We start from the raw sequence: 15886 nt of genomic DNA on the forward strand, positions 1-15886 counted from the left end.
TGTCAATTAGTTAAACGCTTTTGGGCGGCAGCCTTATAAGATCTACTAATTGACAATTCAGCCCCGCCAATTTCAACCGTCTCTTTGGTGAAAGAAGTCACTGCCTTTACATGGATTAAGTAGGAACGATGAATTCTTAAAAACTGATTTTGCGGTAATCTTTCCTGTAAATTCGAAAGCGTTTCTCGTGTTACAATCAATCCTTCGTTAGTATGAATTTTTAGGTAATCGCTAAAGCTTTCAATATATAGAATTGCTCCCACCGATAACTTAACCGTTTTCCGATCAGCACGAATTAAAATGTATTCATCGGCTCTTGATGAAGTGTCCTGTATTTGATTTTGATTCCGCTGAAGTTTAAACTTCTCTATGGCTTCTTTGAAACGTTCAGGTCTAATAGGCTTTAGCAAATAATCGATAGCCTTTAAGTCGAAAGCATCCACAGCATAGTCACGGTGCGCGGTAGTAAATATAATTCCGGTTTTATCCTTAATGGTTTTAGCCAAAGCTAAGCCCGTGATTTCAGGCATTTCAATATCCAAGAAAATTAAATCTACTCGCTCTTCAGCCATCAAGTTTATGGCCTCGATAGCATTTTTACAATGTCCAATCAATTGCAACTCGGGTATATCACTGATATAGATATCAAGGACTTCGCGTGCGCGAGATTCATCATCGATAATTAGACAACTAATTTTAGACATTCAAGACTGGCTTTAAACCTTTAATTTGCAGATTTATCTCAAAGATATGTTCCTTTTGCTCAATCCGTAATGCATGTCGGTTAGGGTAAAGCATTTTTAATCGCTCTTGAATGTTTTGAAGCCCAATGCCTTTATTTAGTGCTTTGCCATCGTATGAATTCCTAATATTAAATTCGAGCTGATCGTTTGAAACCTCCAGTTTTATAGCAATAACTTGATCTTGATGCAACACTTTACCGTGTTTGAAGGCATTTTCAATAAATGGCATTAAAAGCATTGGCGCCATTTTAAGGTCGTCACGGTCAAGATGTTTTTCAAAAGTAATTTGAAGACTGTCATCAAATCTAGTTTTCTCCAAATCAATATAATCCCGAATATAGTCTAGCTCTTTTTTAATCTCCACCATTGGTTGATTCACTTGATACAAAGTGTAATCCAACAAATCAGATAGTTTAAGAACAGTCTCAGGAGTTTCTTTCGACTTTGATAGTGCCAAACTATAAATAGTATTTAGGCTGTTAAAAAGAAAGTGCGGATGCAATTGGTTTTTTAATAAACTAAGCTCTTGACTCTTAATAGCGGCCTCTTTTTCAGCAAGACGTTTTTCAAGACTCAGGTTTTCTATTTGCGTTAATTGACGGTGCTTCCATAAACTCAAGAAACTCGATCCGGCTACTATAATCCACATAGTGGCTAATAAAAAAGGATAGTTTTTAGTGGAAGGCGGGAGTTGATCTGCCGTGAAATTTGGCAGAAAAGCAACCGTTGCTATCAGGAAACTTAAGGTTAAAATAGCAGAACCCAGTAATGTAGTTATTGACCATGTAATGAATGGCACCAACTTATTTTTAAGAAGAAAAGATGGGATAAGTTTAAAGATAAACACATTACATATCACCATGGTAATAGGGATTAAACCTACCATGAATACCATAGAATATGGGCTACTTACTGATCCGTAGCTTAGTAAAAATTGAAAGCAGAAACTAATAACTACAATGAGTATTAACTGTCGCTTTTTGCTGTGTTTCTTTGAAAGTATTAACTCCATAGCTTCGAATTAAGTGAATAAAACGACTTGGAAATTAAAAATGCGGTGGCTAACGTATTATGTGAGGTGTTTGACAGGAATATCTTTCGAAGTGCCTTTAAATATGGGTAAATAGGCATTTGAGCGTTGAATTCTGTTTTGCTTTGTCCATTTCAGGTCATTGGTCTCAAAAGAAAGTTTCGTAGTTATTTTTCATTTAGACTTGGTCAAAAATTCGAAATCAATAAAATGCGAACGATGAAAAAGATATTAATTTATACAATGCTCATAATGACTACTCAGCTAGCTATGAGCCAATCGAAAGGCGATTCTCTCAGAAAAGTAGGTGCTTTGGAAGCTGCTTATATGGCTTACGGCGCTGAATTTTATCAGAACCCTAGCAATGCAGATGTAGCGTACAAATTAGCGTCAACGCTTTCATTAACTAATCTAGTGGACACTTCCTTCTTCTTTTTAAATGTTGCCTTACAAAATAATACGAGTTTGATGCCGTTGGCTGACAGTGACTTCTACAACCTTTCAAATGACCCTAGATGGGAAACTGTTGAAAACGCTCAGTTTCAACGTTTCCAAGAAGTCAATGGTACTTTGAAAAAGCCTACGTATGCTCGTAAGCTTATCCGAATGATAATGAAAGATCAAGCCTTGGACTATCACATGGATCAGGGCAAGGTTGAATATGCAAAAAATCGTTACGCACCGCACTGGTTTTTTACCCTTACTAAAACCAAAGCGAGGTTAAATGCAGAGAACTTTAAGGAAATGACGGAGCTATTGGAAGAACATGGATGGCCCTTATATGATGATGTAGGAGAGCTAGCAGCAGATGCACCACTGTTAGTAATTAACCATCATGAAAGTGAAGAAATCCGCATGAAATATCTTGAGCAAATTAAGAATGCGTGCCTAGCAGGGCAAGGGAGCTGTATGGAGTATGCTAAAATTCATGACAGAATTTTGGTCAATACAAACCGTCCTCAAACCTTTGGAATGCAATTTCAATTCAATCAAAAAGGAGATTTAGAGCCATTCCCAATCAAAGATCCCGAAACTGTGGATAGAAGAAGGAAAGAGATAGGCTTAGAACCTTTAGCTGTTTATTTAAAACGCAAAATCAACTACGATTGGACTGTAAAGCAAAAAGATTAATCTGTGTTAATACCACCCTTGATTTATAGGGTGGTATCTATACTCAGTTTTCGTAAAAGGAGATAATATCTTCAAGTTTAGAAGCTGAATCTGACGAACCACCAATTCTGTTGCGCATTAGCCAAAGTTCCTTATGCTTTTGAATCAGCACTAATAAGTCGGACTTCAACTGTGCTCTTTTTTCACTAGAAATGCTCTTAGTCTGTAAGTCATCTGTACCTAGTCTCGCTACACCCAAATCAATACCGTGCATGGCTAATGCCGCCGCTTGTCTCAACTCAGGCAATATGTAAGCGGCATCCTTAGAAGTTGGTTCTCCAAGTGCGAGTACGTCTAAGGCTTTAAGAATGGTTTCACGAGCAGCCTCTAAGTTTTCTACTGTTAACACTTTTGTTTGGTAATTTCCCTGCATCGTCCATAAATAACGGCGAAGGAGTAGATGAAATGCATTGGCATTTCCTTTAGGAACTTTAGTGTCTAGATAGGCATTGCCCAGCTGTAGTACAGCTTTGCCTGTATTACCTGTTTTGTCTTTAAAAACATAGTGGTTTAGTTGAAATTCTAAGTGATCAATCGCACTATCATCATAATGCCATGCATAGCTAGCACCAATAAGTATGCTTGGGTAAATGGCAGATTGCGGTTGCCAGTGTCCATAATCTCCCCAATTTGTATTCAAATACCCCTTTGCGCCGTTTGCTTTACCTGAAATTGCGGCATTTTTAAGATTGCCAAAAGCGTTCTTGTTTCTACCAATTAAAGAACGCCATGAAGATGTGCCTGGACACACATAAAAATCAACCCCAGCAGACTTAAACTTAGGTAATTCCTTATTAAATGGATGGTCATCGGCATAGCCCCAAACCAAGGCTGTCATATCGCTGGGTAACTCACTAATTAGTTCAGGGTGGTTCAGTATAATATCTCCCCAGAATTGTGTTTTAAAACCAAGTGCGTTGGCCTCAGTATTAAGTTTTTTTAGATAGTCTAAATAAACTCGCCCTTTACCCATTTTTTCGCATTCAGCCTTTGATTTCCCTTCACACAATTCTACTGTTTCATCTCCACCGATGTTGAAAAATTCACTAGAAAAATTTGGCAAAACCTCTTCATATAAGGATTTCATCAGTTCAAAAGAACCCGGAATAGTAGGAGAAAGGCTAGTCCGTTTTCTTTTGCCCCAAACCGTCTGACAATCATCTGGGCATTCCGCCAAATCCAGGTATTCATCATGTTTAAGCCAGTTTTCCATATGGCCAAAAGAATTCTGATTTGGCACTAAATCGATATACATTGTCTTACAATATGCATCTAGAAGTTGTATTTCTTCAAAAGTTAATGGACTTGAGTTTTCCCAAACGGTTTTATGGTCTTTGTAAGCAAATGTGTGTTCTGTATAAAGCTGAAGTTCGTTGATTTTCCAATCTGCTAATTGATCAATGAGTAGATAAAGACTTTTCATGGTAGGTACCTTATCCCTACTGATGTCTAGCATATAGCCGCGTTTTTCAAAATCGGGCCAGTCTTTTATACGCAAACAAGGCAGAGGTTTTTCCTCATTGATGGAGAATTCTAATAATTGGAGTAGCGTTTGTTTAGCATAATACAGGGCGGCAAAACTATGGCCTGATACTAATACAGAATCATCTTTTATCTCTAATGAATATCCTTGTTCTGGAAGATTGATTGAATCGAGCTTGAACTGAAAGTTAATCCCTATGGGAATGGGTTGAGCGATAGCTATATCTCCTAGAAATTCTGTTTTTTCTAATACTGAAACGAAGTTTTTGAGCTGCCCCGCTTGCTCGAATATTTTTGAGTTGCAGGCAGCGTTTATACTAATTTCTTGTGGGGTATTGATTAAGTATTTGTTGATGTCGTTTGCTGAAAGGCTCAAGGAGAATAATGCACTCAGGCAAATGACAAGTAATTTATTCATAAGGACTTTTCGAATTTTGCCAAAAGGTAGCAAATATGAACCCTAAAATGAATGGCCTATGTTATTTATGATTTTAAATAGGTTTTACCGATAGTTAATCTGGCAAAGTTTCGCAGTGTAATCCGCACCGATTCACCAGTTTAATAATATCTGATTCACGAAATTGATCGTCGGCTTCAATCCTCAATACATTGTCAATATCTTCAATGTCCACTGACCAATCGAAGATACTTGTTGTGTAAGCAAAAACGGCATGTATTTTTTTCACTTTGAAAAGGTCTTCTATATCAGTTTTAAAAATTAGTAGTTTCATTTGGTGGGCTATGTGGTTGGAAATTTATACGTTGAATTTAGAATTCATTTCAGTTTTCAGGCTGAAAGATCAGTTGATAGTGCTGAATTGTTTTTAAAGTATGCTCAGCGGTATAAGTCCCTTTTATGAATGCTTAGGTTCAGTCATTTTTGGGATAAATACACGAATCGCTTTAGTGATAACTTTAAGGAATAGCGATAAGATTTTAAAGGGCAGAATGAATAAATAGTGCATTTGTCGTCGGTTTTATGTTTGACGAAGCACTATCCTTGAAGTGGACAATTTGAGAACTTTTTATTGAGTACTTTTTTGAAAAAGTTTTGTTGCTGCTAATCCAATTAAACCGAAAATTACTAGCACACCGAATAGGTACTGATGGCCTAGTGATCCTGGGTTGTTATCTAGAATAACGCCCATTAAAGGCCCCATAAAAATATCGGGCGCATACCCAATTACGGATATAAAACCGATGGCGCTTCCAGTGATGGTCAATGGGATTTTAGATTCTTGGAATAAGGCAAAATAGAGGCCCCGCAGACCGTAAATACCAAGGCTAGTGCTGGCAATAGTAATGGCTATCATCACTTCCATGCCTGGTTTTAATATGCCAAAACTAATAACAAGGCTACCTGCAATCAGAATGATGAAGCTTAGCATTGTCATTTTAGAGTGGCCAAATTTATCTCCTAAAATACCCGCTAGCACAGCAGCAAATGGGCGAGTCCAAAAAGAAATAGTGGCTATATGTGCCGATTTTACATCATTATAGCCAAAAACATCACTGGCATACAGCCCGAAGTCATCAGTACACTTATAACCTACATAACCACAAAGAAGGATTAAGGCTTGGTACCATATAGATTTTCTTTTTAGTACTTCTTTAATGCCTTTTAAGGAAGGAAAGTTAGCATTGGCACTTTCAATTTTATCATTAGGAAAAACAAACCACACTAGTATTGCACTGGCCAATACTACGCCTGAAAATACATAAATGATGCTGCTCAACGCTTTTGAAAGTTCGGCATTCGTAGCTTGTTCTACTACGTTGGGTAAAAATGCAGCCAATAGAAACACTGATGACGAGGCAGTTACAGCAGCGACTAATCCACGGCCACCATCCACTAATCCATATGATTTTCCTTGGGTGTTCTCCCCGCCAAATTGTCGAATAGCTTTTATGTATCCAGCCCAAAATAGGAGTATGGTGCTTAAGCCCCAAAAACCATAGAGGAGCGTAAGTGTAGCCAGTGATGGAATTAGTGCCATTACAATTCCGGCTAGCGATGTTACTATCAGCGAGGTGATCAGTAGCTTTTTTGGTGAATATCGATCAGCGATTGGTCCGCCTGCGAAATAGGATAACATTGCGACAATGCCATACAATGAAAATGCAGTACCCAGTTCAAGATTAGTAATGTCGAACACCTTTAAAAAGGTCGGCCGAAATACTCTAGTCACCACAAACGGTAGGAGAAATATACTTTCTCCAACGAGCATTAATGTGAAAAGTAAGACTGCCTTTTTCGCCTTCATCGATTTTGAAGATGGCTAATATTTCCAGCATAACCAAAGTGAAGGATTTTGTATACGCAATGACAATGCGCGACTTTATCATCAATCCCGTATCGTCATGGTAAAACAGTGTTATTTGTTGGCATTGTCAACTCTAATAATTTTTCCATTGACTTCATCTGTAAGTAAGTATAAAATGCCTAGCGGAGAAGTGACAGCCTTTCTAAGTCTTACTCTATCATTAATAAATAACTCTTCGGCACTTATTATTTCTTCGTTTTCTACAACCATTCGCCAAAGATTTCCTTTGCTTAAACCCGGCACAATTAGATTGTCTTTCCATTGTTGAAACTCATTTCCATTGTAAAAAGTAAGGCCAGTTGGCGCAATAGTATGTTGCCAAAAGTAAGATGGATCAGTATACTCGGTACCAGAAACCTCGTAAGGCCTGTAGTCCTTTGTTCTATATCCGCCAGTTGTTCTATTTGGCCAACCGTAATTTGCTTTTAGTACAATTGTATTCAATTCATCGCCCTGCATGGTGCCGTGTTCGCTAAACCAAAGTTGGCCGGTATTGGAATTTAGAGTGATGCCTTGTGCTGCGCGAATTCCAGTGGCGTATAAGCCCGGTACGCCTTTTCTTCCAAAGTCAGGATTGTCTTTTGGGATAGTACCATCAGGATTTATTCTGATGATTTTGCCTCGAGGGTCTTCAATATTTTGTGCTACAGGAATTTTAGGGTTTAAGTGTTCATAGAAATTTCTTTCACCAGTCGATATATACAGTTTTCCGTCACTTCCGAAGGCCATGCCGCCGCCATAATGGTAAAGACCATGACTATATGGCCCTGCTAGAAACAGCATTTGAACGTTAGAAAGCATACTGCCATTTAATTGTCCTCTAATAATTTTTAGAGCACTGGCTTGCTCATCATTTTCGGCCGCATAGGATAAGTATATGTATTGGTTATTCTGGAAATCAGGATCTAGTAATACTTGAAACCAACCGGCATTGAAGCTCATTTTTTTTCCGTGAACAGCCGCTGGAAAGATGCCATTGCTATGTTTAACTGTGTCAATCAATACTTCGCGAGCAACATCTTCAGGGAGCCCAGTAATGACTTTTGTCGATTTACTTTTTAGATTTACTAATAATAAACTGCCGTCTTTTTCAGCCACCAAAGCATCATCTTCATTTAAAAAAGCCATGCTCCAAGGCTTATTCAAGCCATCAATCACTACTTTTTTGACTGGCTTTGGAGTGGTTTGCTGGATCGTCTTAGGAATAGGCTCGGCTGTTGCTGCCTTCGAAATTATCTTCCATTCATCATCGATTTTTTTTAGTAACACTAAGTCGATAAATCGCTTATCGAAAGAGGGAATTAAAGTTTCTATTTTAGCCGAAGCAATATCTTTTTCAATATCTATGGCCAGAATGGTTCCGTACCTTCTATTTCTGGTACCGGGAGGGCGTCTAGTATACAATGAGGCATATCTTTCGGCAGAGTAAATCATCACTGTGTCCGCGTCGTTATGCAAGAACATTGGCGTGCCGGGATAAAATGCTCTAAGAATTTTATCAGGGTAATTATAGCTGGTGCCTTCTATAAAGTTTTCGAGTACAGTCCGTACAGCCTCCTGTTCGGTTTGGGCATTCATCTGATGATTTAGTGTTATGATCAGAAAAGCAAAAAATAAATAACGTTTCATGAATGAAGTTTTTGAGTTCATTCGAATTACGTCGATCTAATCTCGATTGTGCCGTTTTTAAGCGGTAGAGAGGTCTTGGATGATAAATCTGGAGTACTTTGACTAACTATTTGCTCTGAATTGACTTTTTATAGGCTGCAGGTGTTTGAGACGTTACCTTTTTGAAGGCATCAAAAAAAGCCGACTTTGAATTAAAGCCTGCTTCAAAACCAATTCCTTCTAGTGACAGGTCGTCTCTTATTTCTATCAGTCGTTTGGCTTCATTTACTCTATGGGTTCTTATAAAATCGGAAAAGCCAAATTTATATTCTTCATTCAAAACTCTAGAGAGTATATGCCGAGACAGGTTTACTTGACTTGCCAGCTCATCAAGTTTGAGTTTTGAATCTAGGTAGGGTTTCTCAGTATTCATCCATAGCTCAACTTGGGCTAAAAGCTGAGCACCATTTTCAAGAGGAGCTTGGCTATTAGTTTTTGGAGTGATCGTTTTCTTGCCTAAGAGCTTTCTTCCCGCTAAGTAATAGAAACTGATTGAAAAGATAATGGAGCCCCAGATATAGGTGAAGCCTCTTAAGAAAAGCGCCGTTTGATAGGTAAGCGTAATGAAAATTACCGATACCGCTATGCCAATTATGTATCGCTCTTCCTCTAAAAGTTGTTTGGGTGTTCGAAAGAGTTTAGTGAGAACTGCCCTGTTTTCATATAGACCTAAAACCAAGAAAATTGCCCAGACTAAATAAATAGATTGGATCATAATACCATTCCAAAATTCTGGTTCGGTTCTGTAGGGAAATACGATGCCTAAAATGATTGTTGCACCTCCTAATAGGCCTAAAAACAGAAGGTCCGAACGTTTGTGTTTTACGGAATTTTGTCGAATTGCTTTGGAGTAGAGATAGAATAATGGGCCAATAAAAACGCAGGCAGAAAGCCCAATTTGAAGTATTAGTTTATCTAAGTCATCATTGAAATGAGCTAAGACTGACTTCCCGATTCTAAGACAAAGTGATAGAATGAGCCCTCCGAAGTATATATCGGCTATCCGTTTTTCTTCTTTAATAAATAGGTAGATGCTTAGGATAAACCCATTAATAACTCCCAGACTTGCGAATAAAAAAAGAGCAGACATTTAAGTGCTTTGTAAGACTCAAGACTAAAATTAATTAATCAGGAGCGCTCTGTAAGCTTTTTGAAAAATTTCTCCCAGATAAAATGTAAAGGTCATTATTGGCTTTTCTATTGAATCCTTGAATTTATTTAGACAAGTTGTGGTGTCATTTAAAAAAAGTAACGCATGGCTTCCTCTTCTCGCGGTGAATTCAGTTCTTCTTTTGGCTTTGTAATGGCCGCAGCTGGTTCGGCCGTTGGGCTTGGAAATATTTGGGGTTTCCCTACTCAAACTGCTGAAAATGGAGGTGCAGCCTTTGTGCTCGTTTATGTGTTGCTAGCCTTTTTAGTAGGCTATCCGGTGCTCATGGCAGAATTTACCATTGGCAGGCATACCAGAATGGCGCCGCCCGATGCTTATAAAAAACTTGGTGGAGGTAAGCCATATTTCATAATCGGCTTAATGGGTTTAGTGACTGTAGGCGTTATTCTCAGTTTCTACTCGATTATCGCGGGCAGTATGATCGCTTATTTTGTAGAGCCTATAGGCAGAATGCTCGGTTTGGAAAGTATGGCCGATTGGGTCGTCTCTCAGAGCAGCCTGAGCAATTTTGTATTCATGACTATCTTTTTTGTTTTCACCTTACTTATAGTTTCAGGTGGAGTTAGCAACGGGATAGAAAAATGGGCTAAGCGCTTTATGCCACTGTTATTCGCCCTCTTTATCATTCTTGTTGTATACGTACTTACATTAGATGGGGCCATGGAAGGTGCCAGGGTCTATCTTTTACCAGATTTCAGCAAAGTATTCGATCCAAAATTATTGACAAGTGCTATGGGACAGGCGTTTTTCTCGCTTTCCCTTGGCGTAGGCGGAATGCTAGTCTATGGATCTTACACAAGCGATAAGGCTAACCTGACGCGCTTAGGATGGTTGGTCACACTTTGCGACATAGGGGTGGCCATCATTGCGGGCTTTTTGATTATTCCTGCTATGTATGCTGCATCGAATCTTGGAACAGAAATATTCGATGCAAGTGGCGCACTAATTTCTGGTCCAAACTTAATTTTTCAGGTCCTGCCGAGCTTATTCGATTCTATGGGGTCAATTGGCGTCTTTGTCGCATTTATATTTTTTCTCTTGATGAGCATCGCTGCCCTCACATCTTCTATGTCCATGTTAGAAACCATAGTATCATATGTGGTAGATAGTACTGAAGTTGGGAGAAAGAAAGCGACTTGGTATACTGGAAGTGTTTTTTGGCTGATCGCTGTGGTGATTGTTTTTAATTATGATGCTTTATTCGATCTGATTGTGACTATTGCGACAGAATATGCTCAGCCATTTTTCGGTTTGGCCATAGCTGTTTTTGCAGGGTGGGTTATTCGGAAGAATGCTTTGCTGACTGAGCTTAAGAAAGGGCAGCCCGAAATTGAAAAGACATTCTTTTATAAGATTTGGCCAATCTTTCTAAAAGTAGTTTGTCCAATACTCATCCTTTTAGTGTTTCTGCAAACCTTTAATTTTTAAAACAACAAAGCCAGTTTACTTAACATACTCGACGTTCCTAACGCTGACAGATGCAGCATCGTTTTCAAAAATAAAGGCAGCCGGCATAAAGAGTTTCTCCAAGTTGGTACCTTCAAATTCTGTAAGTGGAATTTCATACCATTTCCAATCGTCCGTCATTTCTAATAAGACTTTAGCTTCGCTACCATCAGTTGGGTTAGTCTCGTCTTTAATTGAAAAATAAATCTGTTCTCCACCTAGATTACCTTTCATTTCAATTCGAATATTTTTATATGAAGAAAAGTCTTTCGTAGAAAGCTGTTCTATTGAACCTTTACCGACATACATATATTGAACCGCCCAGTCCATTGCAGGGAAATCCATGGAAAAATGTTTTTCCATTATGCTTGTAAACACATTAGGGGTCTGTTGTGAATATGCTTCTAGGTCTGAGTAATAAGGCGTCATATAACCATCAGCTATAAGAATAGGGTAGCCTTCGTTACCAAATCTGTCAAAGATCTTACTGATAGCTTTAGTGCTTTCAGTGTCATAGTTTTGCGAATTTAGGCTTATCAGTCGAGTCAGTTCTTTGCCAATAGAAATTAGGTTGTCATACTCAATAATTAGGTTGTAGGGTAAAGTCATTGAATTGTTAGTACTAGCATGAGCCAGTATTTTAGAGAAAATAGGTCGAAATTCTGTGTTCACACCGTCCCAAGAAATGTAGTCGGCTTGAAACATTTCATAGGACCCATCAAAATTTTCTTTACCAAAATCTATCCGAGCGTTCTGTATAAAAGTATTATAGGTTGATTCAGTGAGGGCGATTTCGGATACTAAGTTGTAGTACTGAGATAATAACGACTCAATATCTTTGCCCTGTAATTTACTGAGGTACCCTGAGCTCTTTAGCGATTCAAAGCCACCCAAATTAGGGTTCAGATAATCCGTATCCCAAGAACTCTTTAAAGCCTCTGCAGTATATGTAACATCGACCTTTTCAATAACTGAAGTCTTTAAGTTAGTACCGCGATTAATGGTTTTGTTCACTCTAGCAACGATATTATTTCGGATATATGAAAACTTTGAAAGGAGCTCTTTTCGCTTTTTATTTATGTTTTCGGCTTTCTTTAAGTCGCTTTCAATGTTTTTTCCAATAGATTGTAAGTGCCCGGATAAGGCGTCTCTCTCGATACGCTTTTGATTCGAATTACTGATTTGCAAGGCAATTAGAATACCGATAACGACAAGCACTATTTCACCAACAGCATAGAGTAAATATTTTCCTAGTTTGGATTTCACCATATATTCTAATCTAACTTTTCTGAAAAATTTTATCATCGGTTTTCTAGTGCTTCTTTCAATCTAGACTGCATTCCTAAGGCAATAATATGATTTGAGTCTGCTACAACAACTTGGTCTATCAGGTCGCTGGCCTTTTGTAAGCTGTCCATAGATATGTAAATGTTGGCCTGAACCATTTTCGGACTCAGAAAAGAAGGATCAGTAAGCGTTTCGTTTAAAATCAGAGCGTAGGCCATAGCCCTGTCCATATGGCCCAATTCTAATTCTAAATCAGCTGAATAGCTCAAATAAAACCCGAGTTTCAGCTGTCGAGCTGAAGCCAAAGATTTCATGGAGTCCAAGGCGGTTTGAGCGCCGTAGTTAGCATGTAAAAACTCAATATATTCTGCCTTGAAGTAATCATCTTCGGGGTATTTGCGTGCGAAAGCACCGAAGTTTTGTTCAGCCAATTTCATTCTTGCTTGGGTACTCTCTTTAGTGTTTGGAATACCCATTCCTCTGTTGTTTGCCGCTTGCATGCTTAATAAGTTCACTTCAATTAACGATCGCTCATCTGGAGACACTAAGTCAATAGAAGCTTCTATTTCCGATAATAATTTTTGCCTTTCGGATAAGTCCCTTGTAATACGGCCTACCATACTTTTTCCGAGCAACCAATCAGCATCAAATTCGACAGCTTTTCTAAAGGCCGCTTCAGATTCAGTCCAACGGCCGTTATCTAATATCTCTTCCCAACCTTTTAGGAAGTAATACCTCGCAGAGTCGTTTTCTGTACCATAATCGTAGGAGTTATTTGAATTCCTAAAATCGCAGCTTTGGAAGCAGACTACAATGAGTATTAAGAATCCTGCTGTCTTATATGTCATTGCTTTCATTCTAGTTTTCCATCAGGATTGCGTCGTTGTTATTCACTGTAATGTTGTCATTAATAATCTGAATAAGTTGCTCAATCTGCTCAGCCAAGGGCTTATAGTATGTACGGTTGAGGAAGTAAGAGACAATGAGGAAATCGACTAAAAAGTTTTCGAATTGCTGCAATTGTAAAATGCTTTGGTTTTGTCCTTTGAACTTAGAGTCGCCGATGCCAAGGTTTTTACCCAAGTTGGCATAAAAACCACGTCTAGCATTGCTATTTGTGTTTAGAAAATTTATTAGCGCCATTCTTGCCCGATGGACCTCTTCTTGTTCTTGAAACTTTACTCTAACCAATTGAGCCTCCCAAGCACCGAGTGCTTTTTTTAATTCTGGGTCACTGAAGCTCCCGAGTTTGCCCGCATTTGTGATTTCGGCTAGTACGCCAGGACTAGGACTAAACTGAGTCTCATTCAAAACTACTTTGTTAATCATGCCGTGAAACTCCGTTTCAGAAATTATTGGTGGTTTTGGCGATGTATATTCTAAAAGTGTTTTGGCGGCCTCAATATTCATAGAGTCTCTTAAAATCATTGTAGCTAGCCGTTCTTTATTGAATTGAAATTCTTCCTTTAGGGCTTTTAGGTATTGTTGTTCTTCCGTTTTCGTTTTTTTTATTTGGTTATTATTGTTGATGGCTACCGCTATCAAAATCCCAATGACCACCAAAACAATTTCACCAATAGCATATAGTAAATACTTGCCGATCTTCCTTTCTGCCATAAGCTGTTGCCTGATTTTTCTAAAGAACTTAATCATTACTTCTGCTCAGTAATGTATTTCACTTGCTCGTTTACTCCCGTCATTTCCCAATGTCCGAGTGCAATAGGTATGTTGCCAATGCTATTCAATTGATTGAAGAACGTTTTTAATTTAAACCCCTCGCCATTCATTTCTTGAATTCTAGCATAGTCGGCCATCGCTGCTTCCAATAGATATTTGCCTGTAATGTAACTCGTTCCATAACCTGGTTGACGCAAATACAAGTGTTGTTCAAAAATGAGTAGTTCTTTTTCAGTTTTCATCCATCCTCTTGGTGTGTATTCAGAGTGAATTCCTCCGGCTTCTTCCATGGTCATTTCATTAGCATGAGCATAGAGAGATCCTAAGCCTCTTGCTGCACGTTGGGCGATCATGATGTAAACAATCTCTCTTACGCGTGGGTCATCATCATAAAGTCCCGAATCCATGAACATTTCTTCAACCGCTGTGGCAGTACCTTCATTTCTGGAATCGAAAATATTATAGAGCAAAGGACCCTTTCTGATCTCGCTTTTATGTGGTTCGTTGTCCATGCGAGCGAGCTCAAACCAGTGATAAAAATGAGAGTACAACGGACGTGCATCGAAGTGCATGCCAATCAGGAAGAAGTTACGTTTCTCGCGTGGTACATAAGAACCAAGGTGTGCTCGAAGTGCTGGTTCGAAATAAGGCTTTACAGTGACGATGTCGTCATTCTCCAAAAAGTTGAGAAAGCTTTGAGCCGATCTTTCTGCCATAGCATCGTAGGCAGCTGGTGAATTAGTGTCTTTAAGTTCTGGTAGTGCCCTATTGCGATGTTCCTCTAATTTTAAAGCCGACCAGGCTCTGGCCAATTCTCTTTTTAAAATCATTACTTCATCAGCCCATGTCAGGGGCACTAAATGAACATTTTTTAAGTACCAAGTATAATTCTCTTTACCAATGCCCGATGGACCTGTTTTAGATTCACCTTCTTCTTCAAGCCATTTCACAAAGTCATTTGTAGAATTTATAGCCTCATCAATGGCGCTAGTTAAATCACTATCGGTGGCAATACCATCCCAATCGCGTATGGATGTAAGGTTAGCTGACTGTGCTTTAATGTCTCTGATGCCAGTAATCCATAAATCACGTGCATTACCAGTTAAGTTTCCTTTTGCCTGTTCATTTAGGGAAGGAATTACCTGAAGTTCTTTCAGAAGCTTTTCCTTCGCCTCTTTCGTTAATGGAAAGTCATAAGTCCAAATCTCTGTAGTACCATGGTGAGTAGGGCCCTCGTGAGCAGGTACGTCACTTCTTGCCATCCATAGAGATTTATAGAAAGAAGGATCACGAACCCATGGCTTGAGTACTCTATGGTTAAAATCATAACCATTCATTTCTGCCCAAACCACATGGAAATCTACCTGTTCGGCAGTCGACCAGCCAGTTGTATCCATTGAGGTTAGTCTTGATTGCAAATCCTGAAATGCTCCATGGCGCTTTTCAAAAGTAGCTGCGGTATAATCAGGTGCTCCGTTTAAAAGAGGAGGGTTTTCAAAAGCGCGCCATTCCTTGAATAAAGCCACTAAATCGTTATATGACTTAGAAACTGCAGGGTTAGCCGTTGAATTTTGGCAACTTATCAAGCCGCTAATTAAGAAAAAGGTTAAGCTTAGTAGGACGATTTTTCGAATTATGAGCGTGTGTTTAAAGCCTTTAATCTGCGATGAGTTTAGTTTCATAATGTGGTTCGGTTGACGCAATTCTTACAGCTTGGAATATAACAATTATTATACTCACTTGTGATAGATGGAAATTGATCGATAGCTGTTTTCTAGTAACATTTCCACATTTAATGCTTATTTTGACCTAACGATTAAGGAACCAAAACATGTCAGTAATTAAACAATGTCTGGTTTCGATAAACTGAATAATTTCAGGGAAGCAT

General features: G+C 38.7%; 13 protein-coding genes. 2 read left to right on the forward strand and 11 right to left on the reverse strand.

What is annotated here, in order from left to right; all coding sequences use genetic code 11:
• Positions 1–2: 2 nt before the first annotated feature.
• Both JXQ92_RS10695 and JXQ92_RS10700 read right to left on the reverse strand, forming a co-directional pair.
• On the reverse strand, positions 3–704 hold the full coding sequence (locus JXQ92_RS10695) for a LytR/AlgR family response regulator transcription factor (RefSeq protein ID WP_421986613.1): 702 nt from the start codon (positions 702–704) through the stop codon (positions 3–5).
• Positions 697–1755, reverse strand: coding sequence for a sensor histidine kinase (locus JXQ92_RS10700; RefSeq protein WP_421986614.1), 1059 nt, complete (start codon positions 1753–1755; stop codon positions 697–699). Before JXQ92_RS10700 ends, JXQ92_RS10695 begins: the two co-directional genes overlap by 8 nt.
• A gap of 237 nt (positions 1756–1992) precedes the next feature.
• On the opposite strand from JXQ92_RS10700, the gene JXQ92_RS10705 reads away from it, so the two are divergent.
• Positions 1993–2904 (forward strand): DUF6624 domain-containing protein, encoded by a 912-nt coding sequence (locus JXQ92_RS10705; RefSeq protein ID WP_421986615.1) that lies wholly within the window; start codon positions 1993–1995, stop codon positions 2902–2904.
• 43 nt (positions 2905–2947) lie between these two features.
• Here JXQ92_RS10705 and JXQ92_RS10710 read toward each other — a convergent pair whose 3' ends face one another.
• The 5 genes from JXQ92_RS10710 to JXQ92_RS10730 all read right to left on the reverse strand — a co-directional run bounded on the left by JXQ92_RS10710 (position 2948) and on the right by JXQ92_RS10730 (position 9507).
• A complete protein-coding gene (locus JXQ92_RS10710; RefSeq protein WP_421986616.1) occupies positions 2948–4843 on the reverse strand; it encodes a beta-N-acetylhexosaminidase in 1896 nt (631 codons plus the stop codon).
• Between the two features lie 94 nt (positions 4844–4937).
• The gene (locus JXQ92_RS10715; RefSeq protein ID WP_421986617.1) at positions 4938–5156 is read right to left on the reverse strand and encodes a hypothetical protein; all 219 of its coding nucleotides are present in this window, start codon (positions 5154–5156) and stop codon (positions 4938–4940) included.
• 294 nt (positions 5157–5450) lie between these two features.
• Complete coding sequence (locus JXQ92_RS10720; protein ID WP_421986618.1) at positions 5451–6689, reverse strand: MFS transporter; 1239 nt, start codon at positions 6687–6689, stop codon at positions 5451–5453.
• Positions 6690–6800: 111 nt separating this feature from the next.
• Positions 6801–8378 carry a PQQ-dependent sugar dehydrogenase gene (locus tag JXQ92_RS10725; RefSeq protein WP_421986619.1) on the reverse strand — a complete coding sequence of 526 codons (1578 nt, stop codon included), beginning with the start codon at positions 8376–8378 and terminating at the stop codon, positions 6801–6803.
• A gap of 106 nt (positions 8379–8484) precedes the next feature.
• Positions 8485–9507, reverse strand: coding sequence for a helix-turn-helix domain-containing protein (locus JXQ92_RS10730; protein ID WP_421986620.1), 1023 nt, complete (start codon positions 9505–9507; stop codon positions 8485–8487).
• Positions 9508–9672: 165 nt separating this feature from the next.
• On the opposite strand from JXQ92_RS10730, the gene JXQ92_RS10735 reads away from it, so the two are divergent.
• Entirely contained in the window at positions 9673–11016 is a 1344-nt protein-coding gene (locus JXQ92_RS10735; protein WP_421986621.1) for a sodium-dependent transporter, read from the forward strand.
• Positions 11017–11031: 15 nt separating this feature from the next.
• On the opposite strand, the gene JXQ92_RS10740 is transcribed toward JXQ92_RS10735, so the two are convergent.
• From JXQ92_RS10740 to JXQ92_RS10755, 4 genes are read right to left on the reverse strand one after another with little or no spacing between them, the layout of a single operon-like run.
• Complete coding sequence (locus JXQ92_RS10740; protein WP_421986622.1) at positions 11032–12303, reverse strand: hypothetical protein; 1272 nt, start codon at positions 12301–12303, stop codon at positions 11032–11034.
• 32 nt (positions 12304–12335) lie between these two features.
• The gene (locus JXQ92_RS10745; protein ID WP_421986623.1) at positions 12336–13169 is read right to left on the reverse strand and encodes a hypothetical protein; all 834 of its coding nucleotides are present in this window, start codon (positions 13167–13169) and stop codon (positions 12336–12338) included.
• A 10-nt stretch (positions 13170–13179) separates the two neighbouring features.
• Complete coding sequence (locus JXQ92_RS10750; RefSeq protein ID WP_421986624.1) at positions 13180–13938, reverse strand: DUF6090 family protein; 759 nt, start codon at positions 13936–13938, stop codon at positions 13180–13182.
• Positions 13939–13973: 35 nt separating this feature from the next.
• Positions 13974–15680: a hypothetical protein gene (locus tag JXQ92_RS10755; RefSeq protein ID WP_421986625.1), complete on the reverse strand. Its 1707-nt coding sequence runs from the start codon at positions 15678–15680 to the stop codon at positions 13974–13976.
• Positions 15681–15886: the final 206 nt, after the last annotated feature.

The sequence above is a fragment of the Roseivirga sp. genome (assembly GCF_049099775.1).
Lineage (GTDB): Bacteria > Bacteroidota > Bacteroidia > Cytophagales > Cyclobacteriaceae > Roseivirga.

What these genes read in the sequence shown, in the direction of transcription:
- JXQ92_RS10695 (WP_421986613.1), bottom strand. Translation starts at nt 704, where the DNA reads ATGTCTAAAATTAGTTGTCTAATTATCGATGATGAATCTCGCGCACGC.
- JXQ92_RS10700 (WP_421986614.1), bottom strand. Translation starts at nt 1,755, where the DNA reads ATGGAGTTAATACTTTCAAAGAAACACAGCAAAAAGCGACAGTTAATA.
- JXQ92_RS10705 (WP_421986615.1), top strand. Translation starts at nt 1,993, where the DNA reads ATGAAAAAGATATTAATTTATACAATGCTCATAATGACTACTCAGCTA.
- JXQ92_RS10710 (WP_421986616.1), bottom strand. Translation starts at nt 4,843, where the DNA reads ATGAATAAATTACTTGTCATTTGCCTGAGTGCATTATTCTCCTTGAGC.
- JXQ92_RS10715 (WP_421986617.1), bottom strand. Translation starts at nt 5,156, where the DNA reads ATGAAACTACTAATTTTTAAAACTGATATAGAAGACCTTTTCAAAGTG.
- JXQ92_RS10720 (WP_421986618.1), bottom strand. Translation starts at nt 6,689, where the DNA reads ATGAAGGCGAAAAAGGCAGTCTTACTTTTCACATTAATGCTCGTTGGA.
- JXQ92_RS10725 (WP_421986619.1), bottom strand. Translation starts at nt 8,378, where the DNA reads ATGAAACGTTATTTATTTTTTGCTTTTCTGATCATAACACTAAATCAT.
- JXQ92_RS10730 (WP_421986620.1), bottom strand. Translation starts at nt 9,507, where the DNA reads ATGTCTGCTCTTTTTTTATTCGCAAGTCTGGGAGTTATTAATGGGTTT.
- JXQ92_RS10735 (WP_421986621.1), top strand. Translation starts at nt 9,673, where the DNA reads ATGGCTTCCTCTTCTCGCGGTGAATTCAGTTCTTCTTTTGGCTTTGTA.
- JXQ92_RS10740 (WP_421986622.1), bottom strand. Translation starts at nt 12,303, where the DNA reads ATGGTGAAATCCAAACTAGGAAAATATTTACTCTATGCTGTTGGTGAA.
- JXQ92_RS10745 (WP_421986623.1), bottom strand. Translation starts at nt 13,169, where the DNA reads ATGACATATAAGACAGCAGGATTCTTAATACTCATTGTAGTCTGCTTC.
- JXQ92_RS10750 (WP_421986624.1), bottom strand. Translation starts at nt 13,938, where the DNA reads ATGGCAGAAAGGAAGATCGGCAAGTATTTACTATATGCTATTGGTGAA.
- JXQ92_RS10755 (WP_421986625.1), bottom strand. Translation starts at nt 15,680, where the DNA reads ATGAAACTAAACTCATCGCAGATTAAAGGCTTTAAACACACGCTCATA.